At 39.9% G+C, this 13,189-nt stretch carries 11 protein-coding genes; 9 read left to right on the forward strand and 2 right to left on the reverse strand.

Going from position 1 to position 13,189, the window contains the following annotated elements; translation table 11 throughout:
* The first annotated feature begins 23 nt into the window (after positions 1-23).
* The gene (locus J7E63_RS10355) at positions 24-1,007 is read left to right on the forward strand and encodes a 2-hydroxyacid dehydrogenase family protein (RefSeq protein ID WP_215011679.1); all 984 of its coding nucleotides are present in this window, start codon (positions 24-26) and stop codon (positions 1,005-1,007) included.
* A 48-nt stretch (positions 1,008-1,055) separates the two neighbouring features.
* Here J7E63_RS10355 and J7E63_RS10360 read toward each other — a convergent pair whose 3' ends face one another.
* Both J7E63_RS10360 and J7E63_RS10365 read right to left on the reverse strand, forming a co-directional pair.
* Positions 1,056-2,321 (reverse strand): FAD-dependent oxidoreductase, encoded by a 1,266-nt coding sequence (locus tag J7E63_RS10360; protein ID WP_215011681.1) that lies wholly within the window; start codon positions 2,319-2,321, stop codon positions 1,056-1,058.
* Positions 2,322-2,460: 139 nt separating this feature from the next.
* Complete coding sequence (locus J7E63_RS10365; protein ID WP_098930639.1) at positions 2,461-2,907, reverse strand: Dps family protein; 447 nt, start codon at positions 2,905-2,907, stop codon at positions 2,461-2,463.
* A gap of 361 nt (positions 2,908-3,268) precedes the next feature.
* Here J7E63_RS10365 and J7E63_RS10370 point away from each other — a divergent pair, with 361 nt between their 5' ends.
* The 8 genes from J7E63_RS10370 to gabT all read left to right on the forward strand — a co-directional run bounded on the left by J7E63_RS10370 (position 3,269) and on the right by gabT (position 13,156).
* Positions 3,269-3,862 (forward strand): cell wall hydrolase, encoded by a 594-nt coding sequence (locus J7E63_RS10370; protein WP_215011683.1) that lies wholly within the window; start codon positions 3,269-3,271, stop codon positions 3,860-3,862.
* Positions 3,863-4,239: 377 nt separating this feature from the next.
* Positions 4,240-5,601, forward strand: a complete 1,362-nt coding sequence (locus J7E63_RS10375) for an APC family permease (protein WP_215011685.1) — start codon at positions 4,240-4,242, stop codon at positions 5,599-5,601.
* A 212-nt stretch (positions 5,602-5,813) separates the two neighbouring features.
* Entirely contained in the window at positions 5,814-6,104 is a 291-nt protein-coding gene (locus J7E63_RS10380; protein WP_215011687.1) for an SAV0927 family protein, read from the forward strand.
* 22 nt (positions 6,105-6,126) lie between these two features.
* Positions 6,127-6,375, forward strand: a complete 249-nt coding sequence (locus J7E63_RS10385; RefSeq protein WP_215002421.1) for a biotin/lipoyl attachment domain-containing protein — start codon at positions 6,127-6,129, stop codon at positions 6,373-6,375.
* 116 nt (positions 6,376-6,491) lie between these two features.
* On the forward strand, positions 6,492-8,615 hold the full coding sequence (locus J7E63_RS10390; RefSeq protein ID WP_215011689.1) for a sigma 54-interacting transcriptional regulator: 2,124 nt from the start codon (positions 6,492-6,494) through the stop codon (positions 8,613-8,615).
* A 249-nt stretch (positions 8,616-8,864) separates the two neighbouring features.
* Complete coding sequence (locus J7E63_RS10395; protein WP_215011690.1) at positions 8,865-10,358, forward strand: aldehyde dehydrogenase family protein; 1,494 nt, start codon at positions 8,865-8,867, stop codon at positions 10,356-10,358.
* A 25-nt stretch (positions 10,359-10,383) separates the two neighbouring features.
* A complete protein-coding gene (locus J7E63_RS10400) occupies positions 10,384-11,757 on the forward strand; it encodes a putrescine aminotransferase (RefSeq protein ID WP_215011692.1) in 1,374 nt (457 codons plus the stop codon).
* Positions 11,758-11,785: 28 nt separating this feature from the next.
* A complete protein-coding gene (gabT, locus tag J7E63_RS10405) occupies positions 11,786-13,156 on the forward strand; it encodes a 4-aminobutyrate--2-oxoglutarate transaminase (protein WP_308161941.1) in 1,371 nt (456 codons plus the stop codon).
* The last annotated feature ends 33 nt before the right edge of the window (positions 13,157-13,189 follow it).

Here is a 13,189-nt window from a genome sequence, read left to right on the forward strand (position 1 = left end):
TTACTCAGGAGTGGTGATAGGCAATGGCAAAAATTTTAGTAGCAGGTGAGATTCCCCACAAGGGATTAGAACTATTATCGAAGGATCACTTGGTTGAAGTATTTACAGGAGAGAAATTGATTACTGAAGAGGAATTAAAAGAGCGCATCAAAGATAAGGATGCCCTTCTAAGTTTATTATCTACCTCTGTTACGAAGGATGTAATTGACCAAGCCCCCCATTTAAAAATCATTGCGAACTATGGAGCGGGATTTAATAATATTGATTTTGATTATGCCGCATCCAAAGGAATACCAACCACCAATACACCAATAGCATCGACAGCGGCTACCGCTGACCTAACGTTTTCCCTTTTATTAGCATCAGCAAGAAGAGTGGTTGAAGGAGATGAAGTATGCCGTACTGTTGGCTTCAATGGATGGGCACCTCTTTATTTTCGCGGTCGTGAAGTATCTGGAAAAACAATCGGGATTGTCGGATTTGGTCAAATTGGCCAAGCTGTTGCGAAAAGAGCCGCTGCTTTTGACATGAAGGTTCTATATACGAGTCCAAGTCGAAAAAGTCCTCAAGTTGAGAATGCACTAAACGCGACATATGTATCTTTTGATGAATTAGTTGCTGAATCTGATTTCATTACCATAAATTGTTCCTATAATCCAACCATGAAACACATGTTTAGCACAAGTCAATTTGAAATGATGAAATCAACAGCTTATTTAATTAACTGTGCACGAGGCCCAATCGTTGATGAAGCCGCACTTATAAAAGCGTTAGAAGAGAAACAGATTGAAGGAGCAGGGATTGACGTATTTGAATTTGAACCTGAAATTAGTGAGGGATTGAAAAATCTGAAAAACGTTGTATTAACTCCTCACATCGGTAATGCTACCTTTGAAGCACGAGATGCCATGGCGAATATGGCAGCGGGAAACATTGTTAAGGTATTAAACGGCGAAGCACCTTCTTATGTTATCAATGGAGTTGTTAAAGAAACAATTCTAGTCTAATTATATCGGGTAAAAAAAGACGGCAGCTGCCGTCTTTTTTTTGAAAGATTAACTATATTGGGGACGAAGTTTCGTGCGTTTATTGACGTGTTGCTCAGCACTTAAAGCCGCAATCGCCCCATCAGCTGCTGAAATAACTGCTTGTTTAATTGGTGTTCTTCTTGCGTCACCGCCCGCAAAGACGCCGTCAATATTGGTGCGAAGGTACTCATCTACGATCACATAGCCTTCTTTATCGCGCAGAACTGCACCTTTTAAGAAGTCCGTTCCTGGCATCATCCCGCCGAGGTATAAGAATATTCCATCGACATCCCATACCTGTTCTTCCTTTTTATCAGTAAGGACGACAATTTTCTCTACACTATCAGTCCCAATAATTTTTCTTACACGGTGACGTTTATAAATTTCAACTTTTGAGTTATTTTCTAATTGAGAAAGATCCACGTCCCCTTTTAGTTCAGTTGGAATTAACAATTTCACTGTTTTACAATACTTGGCTAATGTTTCGGCCTCGTGGATCGCTTCATCATTATCTCCAACAACCGCGACAACTCGGTCTTGATAAAAGGCGGCATCGCAGGTTGAACAATAGCTTACACCCCGTCCAGTAAATTCCTCTTCGCCTTTAATCTTGCCAGAAGGAGCTTTTGCGCCAACGCCAATAAAGACACTTTTTGCCTTGATGGTACCTTCGGCTAATTCAATTTTTTTGATTTCATCTGAAAAATCAACCGATAAAACGGTGGAACGAATGAAGTCTGCGCCAAAATCCTTTGCTTGTGCTTGCATTCTTGTTAACAGTTCAAGCCCTGTAACTTCTTCGCGCACACCTGGGTAGTTCGCAATTTTATGAGTAATTGCTAGGGTGCCTGCTTTTGGAGCTTTATCAATGACAAGTGTTTTTAATTTCCCACGTGCAGCATAAACAGCAGCAGAAGCACCTGCAGGTCCTCCGCCGATGGTGACAAAATCATATACGTCTTCAAGAATTTTTTCATTAACTGGTTGGAAAATAGTATCTGCACTTTCTTCGCTGGTTTCTGGTTTTGAATTGCTCACCGATAGAGCTAAGTCTTCTGATAATCCAAGCAGCTTATTGAATTTTTTCTCTTGAAAGCCAAGGACCAGCTTTCCATTAATAAGTGTTGCAGGAGTTCCATAAATTTTACGTTCCTTTAGTTGATCAAAATATTCCTTATGTATGGAAGCATTTCGCTCTTCATATGCAAAGCCTTGATCTTTTAGGAATGTCTTTACTTTTTCACAATAGGGGCAGCCGGTGCTGCTATAAACGATAATTTCGGGTGTTGACATTTAGGAAACCTCCAATTTGTAAGTATCTTTAATTTAATAATAGTAGAAATCCTAAATGAAAGTCAATACTTTTTAATAATTATTATAAATAACAAAACAGTCCAACAAATTGTTGGACTGTTTGCTTCTCATATGAAAATTAAATGGATCTGCCTAAGAATGCAGTTAGCATCCATACATGCTTCTCAAGCCCCGAATGAATCGCAAGCAGCATGTCTCCTGTTGTTTCATCGTTCTTCTCATCCGCAAAGCTCATGCCTTCTTTAAGTTCGCCAATGATAATAGAGAAGTCATTGATGACTGATTCAACCATTTCATCAGCAGTTTCATTACCTGTTGCTTCCTTAATAGATGAAATTTCCAAGTACTCTTTCATCGTAGCTGCCGGTTTTCCACCGATTGCTAGCAAGCGCTCGGCTAATTCGTCAACATGCAGTCCAGCTTCATTATAAAACTCTTCAAATTTGACATGTAAAGTGAAAAATTGTCCACCTTTTACATACCAATGATAGTTATGTAACTTCGTATACAAGACAGACCAGTTTGCAATTTGTTTGTTAAGTATGCTGACTAACTGATTTTCCATATAAAATAGCCTCCTTTTTATCCTCTCTTTATTATTACCAAACTTTGACGTTAAATCCTGTCCAAATTAAAGGGATTTTTTGTTAATTTGGTGAAGTTTTTGTGATATCGACGGTCTTTCTAGGCCTTTTTAGTGTTACATTCCTGATACAGGATGTAATAATCGTTCCTAAACTGTCCAAGAGAGTTATTTTTAGGAAATAAATGAGTAATGGTTATTACTTCCAATTGATAGATGAAAGCTTTCATGCAGGGCGCTACTTAAGCCGTTCGTATGTTACCACATTTTGGGTAATGAATTGGAATGTTACAACTGTTAGCCTTAATAGTAGAGACGCGAGTCAAATATTGGAGGTAATAAAATGAATAAATTTAAAAAACTAATGATTGCGACTGGCCTAATCTTGTCCATGTCAGCTTTTACATTAAATGGAACAACAGAAGCGGCCACAACTCACACAGTGAAATATGGTGAGACATACTGGAAATTAGCAAAAGGATTTGGTATTCCTATTAATAGCTTAATGAGTGCAAATAATAGTAAGCCACTTATTGCAGGTCAAAATATGACACTACCAAACTCTCTAATTTCAGTAGCAGATAAAGACCTTATGGCACGTCTTGTTCATGCAGAAGCGGTAGGGGAACCCTACAGTGGAAAAGTTGCAGTTGCGGTCGTCATCTTAAACCGAGTAAAGAGCCCCGACTTCCCTAACACAGTCCGTGGAGTCATCAATCAAATTTCAAATGGACATTATGCATTTACTCCTGTAGCAAATGGTCAGATTAATCAGCCTGCTGATGCTGCTTCTAAAAAAGCCGTTAATGAAGCAATAGCATTAATGGGCAAAGGAAATGGTTCTTTATTTTTCTACAATCCAAAAACAGCGGTAAGTAAGTGGATCTATTCACGTCCAGTAACGGTAACGATCGGTAACCACCGTTTCGCGAAATAATTATCTTGTGTAATTCTAGTATGTCATGAATTTAATAATATAGTCAGCGAAGCAGTGAATTCCTAAAAATGGATTCGCTGCTTTTTTGTTATGCAAATTAGAGTAGGTTATGCAAAATTTCATAATATCCAAGTTGTGTATTTTATAAAAACGAAATTAAAAAGTGCAAACTCGGAGTTTCGGCAGACAAACTCGATTAATCATAGTTGGCACAAAAATTGCAATAATTTTAAATAGTTAGACTTTTTGAGTAAAATGAAAGGAGGAACCTTTCTGAGTTAATTTGTTTTAATTAATTACACCATCTTTGCTTGAAACAAAATGTAAATGCTTACAATTTCTTATTAATAAACAAATATCCGGATATAAAAGGAGAGATGGTTAAATTGGAGAATACAACTCTTAAACGCTCACTTGGGCTATGGGCGATCGTTATGCTTGGATTGGGTTATATGACACCAACCATAGTATTTGATACCTTTGGGATTGTCTCTGAAGAAACAAATGGTGTGGTCCCACTAGCATACCTTGCAGCATTAGTTGTTATGGTATTTACCGCTATTAGTTATGGAAAAATGGTAAGGGTATTTCCAAGTGCCGGATCGGCCTATACGTATACACGGGAGACCATGAGCCCGCATTTAGGATTCATAGTCGGCTGGGCAGCGTTACTTGATTATATATTGCTTCCGATGGTAAATGCATTGATTATACGTATCTATATGGTTTCAGTATTTCCTAGTGTTCCAGCCTGGATTTGGGTTGTCGCTTATGTCTCGATCGTCACTGCCATTAATGCATGGAGTATGGGGAAAACATCCAGTTTAAATTCACTGCTCGTTATTTTTGAAGTTGTCTTAATTGCAGCATTTATTGTCCTTGCTATTGTCCAGCTTTCCAAAGGAATGGGGCAAGGAACGATTTTAACAACAACACCGCTTTTCCATTCAGATATCCACCTCGGAGCAATTTTGACAGGGGCAACAGTGGTTTGTTTCTCCTTTATCGGATTTGATGCAGTAACCATGTATGCAGAGGAAGCAATTGACCAAAAAACGATGCCGAGAGCGATTATGTTGACGGTTTTTATTGGCGGCGCCATCTTTTTCGTCTGTAGCTATTTCGCCCAAGCCTTATTTCCAGATGTTTCAGGTTTCAAAGTAACTGATGATACATTACCTGAAATCGGATTGTTTGTGGGTGGAACACTTTTTAAACTTATATTCCTCTCAGGTGCTTTTGCAGCAACAGTAGCTTCAGGACTAGCCTCACATGCAAGTGTATCAAGACTTTTGTACGTAATGGGACGAAATGGGGTTCTGCCTAAAAAGGCATTCGGTTATGTCCATCCAAAATTCCGGACACCGGTTTTTAATGTCATCTTAGTCGGTGTTGTTTCACTGCTAGCGATTGCCCCAAGTCTTGAGTTGATTTCCTCCTTTATTAACTTTGGAGCGTTAATTGCCTTTACATTCGTCAACTTATCAGTCATTGCTCATTTCGTTTTTCGCCAGAAGAGATATAAAACAGCTAAAGATATTTTCTCTTATTTAATTATGCCGATCATTGGAGCTGGATTAACGGGAATTTTGTGGGCAAACTTACAATTTGATGCACTCATTGGCGGGATTGTTTGGATCGGAATTGGTGTGATTTATATGCTTTTCCAAACAAAATTCTTTAAAATCAAAATTGCTGATTTAAATATTGATGACGCTGAAAAGACCTCTTCCCTTTAACAAAGAAAGTTACCTGAGCCAGGCTAATCGCCTGGTTTTTTATTTTATTAGGATAGTGGTTTGAAAGGTATGCAGAAATGAATAATTCAATCATTTTTTCATAGCGTTTAGCTCCTTTTTACTAGATCACCGTATAGTAACCGCTATTTATTAGTTGGCACGAAACTTGCTTATACTTTAAATAACACTACCAAATAGAGGAGGACGTTTTTATGAATTTGGAGATATTAGTCGAACAAAAAGAACAGCAGCTGTTACACTACTTTTGTTTAATTTCAAATAACCACCGTTATGATTTGACGATTGGTTATTCAGAGCAGTTTTTTGGGAAAGCGATGGTCACTTCGATTCAGTCTGGGAAAATGGTGTTACTTTGCCAAGAGGACACTTATTCAGACGATCATTGGGCAGAAAGACTGGGAATCCAAGCAGAGGATATCCCTGAATTTCAAGAATTCTTCAGTTTAGTATTACAGACACGGCCATTTCAAGAGCAGTATTAAACCATAAGGGAGAGGGATGTTTATGTATTATGGTGTAGTTCTTAGCCCTTGTTATGGAAAGGTGGCAAGGATTTCGATTAAGGGCGAGTCAAGAATTTATGAGTGGGAAACCTTATTTATGATCAAAACAGAATCAGGCAAATTAGAAACGGTTCAGACTAGTTTGAGCGGCGAAGTTGAATCGCTTGAAGTGCAGGAAGGTGATAAAGTTATTCCAGGGATGGTTCTCGCTTATATTAAAGAAGATTTATTTGTTAATGGTAATGATTAATTGCTAGGAAAAGAAGATGGTACGCACATCTTCTTTTTTTTTGCCATATTTAATTTAAAATATTGCAAATAAAGTGATAGTATTAGATTGATAAGGTGTTAAGGGGGAAGTAAACGATGTTTTCCGTTGCCATAGAAAAAGTGAAACCAATTATTTCAATAGACGTGGATGAAAGTGAAGAAGTTTTTCGATCTACCTTAAATAACCTTAAGGAACCCTTTTTGTTTTTAAAAAAACAAAATCACTTATTTGCTTATGTACTGCTTGAAAACCATAAAAAAGAGCATGCTTCGATTGCATCTCTACTTAATCAAGCGAAATCGCTAGAAAGCATCTGCCATCTTAGCGAACAAATTTCCTTGCCTGCTTTGTTCCAAATAATTGGCGAACCCTTTGCGATCATTAGAGGTGAGGATGGTATTCCAGCAGGCTATATTCGCAGAGAGGACGTTCTAGCAGAGCTTTTTAAGCAGGAAAATAAAAGTGTCGACTTACTTAAAATTATTCTAACTTCGATTCCGATGGGGATTTTTGTATTGGATAAGGAAAAACGGATTATTAATTATAATGAAGCCGGATTAAAAATGATTCGTTCAACAGCAGATAAGGTTATGAATCTTCCTGCAGGAGACATTTTTAGCCGCACCCATCTTGAACAGGTATTTACAACCGGTAAGACGCTTCTTAATCATCTGGTCATCAAAAATGAAATCGGGATTCTTGTCGATTATAGCCCCATCTTAAACTATGAGAATGAAGTCGATGGCATCATCATTGTTGCCCAGGATTTGCCTATGGTCGAAGAAATGGCCATGGAAATTGAATATATTAAGGATTTAAATAAGGACCTTCATGCGATTTTGTCTAGTATATATGATGAAATCCTCGTGGTGAATGACAAAGGGGAACTAATTAGGTTCAGTGAAAACATCATTCAAGATTTCTGGAAAGTAGATTTAAAAGAACTGATTGGTAAGAATATTCTCGAACTTGAGGACCAAGGGCTGTTTACACCTTCGGTCACGAGACTTGTTTTAGAAAAAGGAAAAAAGGTCTCTGTTGTTCAAGAAACAAAAGCTGGAAGAAAAATTCTTGCCGTCGGAAATCCGGTCTTTAATGAAAAAAATGAACTCGACCGGATTATCATTGCATCACGCGATATTACCGAAACTACACGATTAAAAAATGAACTGCAAGAAATTAAAAAGATATCAGAACAATATAAGAAGGAATTGGACGATTTTAAAAGTAAGGACCGCTTTTTGAAAAAGCTTATTTACTGTAGTCCGAAAATGGAGAAGATTATCAATCAAGCCAAGAAAATTGCTGACTTTTCTTCGACAGTCCTTCTTAACGGGGAATCTGGAGTTGGAAAAGAAGTAATTGCTCAGGCGATCCATCAATTAGGCAGACGCTCGACAAAGCCATTTCTTAAATTAAACTGCGGGGCGATCCCAGAAAATTTACTTGAAAGTGAACTATTCGGTTATGCGAAAGGGTCATTTACCGGAGCGGATAAGAATGGAAAAGAAGGATACTTTAAACAGGCTGATGGCGGTATTTTGTTTCTGGACGAAATCGGTGAGATGGCAATCCATCTACAGGTAAAATTGTTACGTGTACTGCAGGAGCAGGAAGTAATTCCGATTGGAACTACAACACCAATAAAGGTGGATGTGCAGATTATCGCTGCCACCAATAAAAAATTAGAGAAAATGGTTGAGGAGGGTACCTTCCGCGAGGATTTGTTCTATCGCTTGAATGTCATTCCGATCCACATTCCGCCATTAAGAGAACGGACAGAGGATATTTCGCTGCTTGCCTTTCATTTCCTTCAGCAATTGAATGAGAAATATGAGCGGAATTATCATCTTACCCCTGATGCTATTAATGTATTAGAGTTTTATCCATGGCCGGGTAACGTCAGGGAACTTCAAAACATTATTGAAAGATTAGTAGTCACTGCCGAACACCCTGCGATTGATGCTGAATTCGTCAGTCAATTTTTATCAATCGGCTTGGAACATAAAAAGATGAAGCCAGTAATTACAAGGGTCATTCCATTGCAAGAGGCTATTGATCATGTTGAGGAGCAGTTAATTGTGATGGCAATGAATCAATATAAAACGACCACAAAAGCCGCCAAAGCCTTAGGCATCAGCCAGTCATCTGTAAGCAGAAAGTATCAAAAAATATTAACCGAAAAAAATATTAAAATCGAAAACTTATCTACCTTTTAATGAAAAGCTGTTTTAGATCTTGATGATCTGAAGCAGTTTTTTTATGTCCAGCTCCAGCGCCTTTGGGCTCGGAGCATAAGCCCCTGAACAAGGCGCTTCCGCTTTTCGATTATGCAAAATAAACTAGAGTTATGCAAAGTTGCATAGTATGTATTTGGATATTTTGAAAGAAACCTATTTTGATAGTCAATAGGCGTTGGCACGCTTCTTGCAATAAAGTTAGTGAGGGTGAATAAAGGAGGAATTTAAATGGTCGAAGTAAAAAACCAAGTTGTAAACCTGAAGATGTTTATTGATGGTGAGTGGAAAGATGCCGAAAATCAAGAAACACGTCCAGTAATTAATCCTGCAACTGGTGAGGTTATTTCATATGCACCTGAAGGAACGATCACTGATGCTCGTACTGCAATTTATGCAGCACGAAGAGCGTTCGAAGAAGGTGTTTGGTCCGGGATTTCTGCTCAAGAAAGAGCCTCCTATTTATTAAAAATTGCTGACAAAATTGATGAATATGCCGATGAATTAACCCAGTTGGAAACAATGGATAACGGGAAACCATTAAGAGAAGCAGGCTTTGATGTCGGCGACGCAGCTGCATGCTTCCGCTATTATGCCGGCCTAATTACAAAGCCTGATGGGCAGACCTATCATGTCGCCGATCCCATGCAGGCTATGGTTGTCCGCGAGCCGGTGGGGGTTTGTGGCTTAATTGTTCCGTGGAACTATCCGCTGTTAATGAGTGTTTGGAAAATTGCCCCTGCCTTAGCCGCGGGAAATACAATTGTCTTTAAGCCGTCCGAAGTGACACCAGTTACCCCTAAAAAGCTATTTGAAATTTTTGAAGAAGTCGGTTTGCCAAAAGGGGTGGCTAATATGGTAATGGGCGCTGGAGCGGTTGTTGGAAATGAAATTGCTTCCCATCCTGAGGTCGATATGATTTCGTTTACCGGCGGTACGAAAACGGGCAAGCACATTATGAAAACTGCAGCTGATACGATGAAAAAAGTTTCATTAGAATTAGGCGGTAAATCGCCCAATATCATTTTTGCTGATGCTGATTTTGAAACGGCAGTCGATTATGCCTTATTTGGTATCTTTGCAGGATCTGGTCAAGTCTGTTCAGCTGGTTCAAGGATCCTTGTCGAAGAAAGTATCTATGATCAATTCGTCCAACGTTTTGTCGAACGAGCTAAGCAAATTCAAGTAGGACCAGGAAATACATCTGGAACAGAGATGGGTCCGCTTGTCAGTCAGGAACACTTAGAAAAAGTTCTTTCATATATTGAAATAGGAAAACAGGAAGGTGCGACAGTTGCTTGCGGAGGAAAGCGGATGGTTAGCAACGGGTTAGAAAAAGGTTATTTTGTTGAACCCACCGTTTTTGTCGATGTGAACCAAGAAATGAGAATTGTCCAAGAGGAAATCTTCGGTCCTGTTGTTGTAATTCAGAAGTTCAAGGACGAAGCGGAAGCTATAAAACTTGCAAATGGTACGGTATATGGGTTAGCCGGTGGTGTGTTTACCAATAATGGTGCAAAGGGCTTGCGGGTCATTAAAAAGCTGCGTGCAGGAATTACTTGGGTAAATTCCTACCATCCTACTTATAACGAAGCACCATGGGGAGGCTATAAGCAAAGTGGGATTGGGCGCAGCCTTGGAACGTTTGGGCTTGAAGAATTTCAAGAATTAAAACAGATTAATATCAATTTACAGGTTGAGCCGGTTGGCTGGTTTTCTAAATAATTCACTAGTAGGAGGAATATAAATTATGAGTATCGATTTAGAACGAGAATTAAAAAGTGAGCAAAATAAAAATGTAAGTGAATATATTAATAAGGTTCTAAGTTTAATAGAAAAAGAGGAAATTAACGAAGCGGAAGCAGCTTGGATTACAAAAGAAACCGTTGACGGCTTCCGTGAGAACGTCAACCCAGGCTTCCTAGAATACCGCAAAACAGTTACTGAAGGCGGCCAATTTGCTGCAGTGGAATGGTCTGATAATGGATCATGCTTTAAGGATGTTAATGGTAAGGAATACATTGATTGTCTTGGCGGCTTTGGCATCTATAATGTTGGTCATCGCAATCCTAAGGTGGTTAAGGCGGTAACTGACCAATTAAAACGTCAGGCGCTTCATAGTCAGGATTTGCTGGATCCGCTTCGTGCGATGTTAGCAAAAATCTTAGCCGATATCACTCCAGGCAATTTAAAGTATGCCTTTTTTACCAACAGCGGGACAGAAAGTGTGGAAGCAGCCTTAAAGCTCGCGAAAATGTACAGCGAGCGGACAACATTTATTTCTACTACTCGTGCATTCCACGGGAAAAGTTTAGGCTCGTTGTCAGGAACGGCGAAAGGGATGTTCCGTAAACCATTCTTACCGTTAATACCAGGCTTCCGTCATGTGCCTTTTGGCGATATAGACATGATGAGAAAAACATTTGAAGTCTGTGCTTCCGTTGGAGAAGATGTAGCTGCAGTTATTTTAGAGCCGATTCAAGGTGAAGGAGGAATCATCCTTCCACCGGAAAACTATTTAAAACAAGTTCGTGAGCTTTGTGATCAATATGGCACCTTGCTCATATTTGATGAAGTGCAAACAGGAATGGGCCGAACTGGAAAAATGTTTGCTGCTGAACTGTATGAGGTTGTACCAGATATTATCTGTCTAGCAAAAGCCTTTGGCGGCGGAGTGATGCCAGCAGGTGCCGTTGTAGCCACCGAAAATGTTTTCAAGAGCTGGTTTGTTAATCCATTTATGCATACAACAACCTTCGGGGGCAATCCGTTAGCATGTGCGGCTGCGATTGCGACGATTGGGGTGTTAATTGAAGAAAAGTTACCAGAAAGAGCAGCGGAAGTGGGGGCCTATTTCCTTGCAGAACTGAAAAAGGCAGCAGAGGGCCATAAAGATAAGGTTCAGGAAATCCGAGGTCAGGGCTTAATGATTGGCATTGAATTCCATCAAGATGAAATCGGCTACGAAGTTTCAAAAGGAATGTTTGACAGAGGGGTCCTAGTAGCAGGGACTTTGATTAATTCAAAAACCATTCGTATCGAGCCGGCTTTGACCATTAGTTATGAAGAGGTAAATAAAGTGGTTAGCACCTTTAAAGATGTATTAGAACATTTAGATGCCTAACGATTTTTTTAAAAGGGGGAGCACAGAGGTGGAAAAGAAATATGTTAAGCTCCAAACAGAGATACCTGGGCCGAAGTCTAAGGAAATTTTGGAGCGAAGAAATAAATATGTCCCCAAAGGAATCAGCAATAACTGCCATTCCTTTGTTAAAAAGGCGCAAGGAGCCCTGGTCGAAGATGTGGACGGTAATTGTTATATTGATTTTGCTGGTGCTATTGGAACGATAAATGTTGGCCATTCACATCCAAGAGTGGTTAGAGCTCTTCAAGAACAAGCTAGTCAATTTATCCATACGGGCTTTAATGTGATGATGTATGAATCGTATATAACTTTAGCCGAGCGGCTTTGCCAGCTTGCCCCGGGTGATTTTGACAAGCAGGCTGCTTTTTTTAACAGTGGTGCCGAAGCGGTTGAGAACGCTGTAAAAATTGCTAGGAAATATACAAAGCGCCAAGGAATAGTTTCGTTTACAAGAGGGTTCCATGGCCGGACGTTAATGACAATGACAATGACAAGTAAAGTAAAGCCGTATAAATATGGGTTTGGACCATTCGCACCAGAGGTGTACAAGGCGCCATATCCCTATGGGTACCGCCGCCCGGAAGGAATGAATGAGCAGCAATATAGCGCCATGGTTATCGAGCAATTTGAACAGTTTCTTCTGGCAGAAGTCGCCCCTGAAACGATTGCTGCTGTCGTGATGGAACCTGTGCAAGGAGAAGGCGGCTTTATCGTGCCTGATACTGCCTTTGTTAAGCGTGTAAGGGAAATCTGCACACAGTATGGAATCTTGTTTATTGCCGATGAAATCCAAACCGGGTTCGCGCGGACTGGAAAATACTTTGCCATCGATCATTTTGGAGTCGTCCCTGATTTAATTACGATATCGAAATCAATGGGGGCTGGTGTTCCGATCAGCGGCGTGATTGGCAGGGCGGAAATTATGAATACCGCTGAAGTTGGCGAAATCGGCGGAACCTATGCTGGGTGTCCGCTCGGATGCCGGGCAGCGCTGACAGTATTAGATATTATTGAAAATGAACAACTGAATGACCGCGCCAGAAATATAGGAGACCGCGTTCTCGAAAAGATGCACCTCCTTGCGGAACGTTTCGAAGGAATTGGTGATGTGCGGGGCCTAGGTGCCATGTGTGCGATGGAAATCGTCAAGGATAGACAATCGAAAACACCCGATAAAGAAGCGGCTGGAAAAATTGTAAAAGCTGCAGGGGAACGTGGCTTGATGTTACTTAGCGCGGGGATATATAGCAATGTTATTCGCCTGCTCATGCCCATAACGATTCCTGATGATCAACTGGAAGAAGGATTACAAATTCTCGAAGAAGCAATGGAAGCAGTTTATAAAAATGATCCTGCCATATACGTTGGAGGGGAATAAAATATGGATACTGTAAAGAAAAATTATCAAATC

Source organism: Bacillus sp. ISL-75, from assembly GCF_018613095.1.

Coding starts and splice junctions, on each gene's coding strand:
- J7E63_RS10355 (WP_215011679.1), top strand. CDS start 24: ATGGCAAAAATTTTAGTAGCAGGTGAGATTCCCCACAAGGGATTAGAA.
- J7E63_RS10360 (WP_215011681.1), bottom strand. CDS start 2,321: ATGTCAACACCCGAAATTATCGTTTATAGCAGCACCGGCTGCCCCTAT.
- J7E63_RS10365 (WP_098930639.1), bottom strand. CDS start 2,907: ATGGAAAATCAGTTAGTCAGCATACTTAACAAACAAATTGCAAACTGG.
- J7E63_RS10370 (WP_215011683.1), top strand. CDS start 3,269: ATGAATAAATTTAAAAAACTAATGATTGCGACTGGCCTAATCTTGTCC.
- J7E63_RS10375 (WP_215011685.1), top strand. CDS start 4,240: ATGGTTAAATTGGAGAATACAACTCTTAAACGCTCACTTGGGCTATGG.
- J7E63_RS10380 (WP_215011687.1), top strand. CDS start 5,814: ATGAATTTGGAGATATTAGTCGAACAAAAAGAACAGCAGCTGTTACAC.
- J7E63_RS10385 (WP_215002421.1), top strand. CDS start 6,127: ATGTATTATGGTGTAGTTCTTAGCCCTTGTTATGGAAAGGTGGCAAGG.
- J7E63_RS10390 (WP_215011689.1), top strand. CDS start 6,492: ATGTTTTCCGTTGCCATAGAAAAAGTGAAACCAATTATTTCAATAGAC.
- J7E63_RS10395 (WP_215011690.1), top strand. CDS start 8,865: ATGGTCGAAGTAAAAAACCAAGTTGTAAACCTGAAGATGTTTATTGAT.
- J7E63_RS10400 (WP_215011692.1), top strand. CDS start 10,384: ATGAGTATCGATTTAGAACGAGAATTAAAAAGTGAGCAAAATAAAAAT.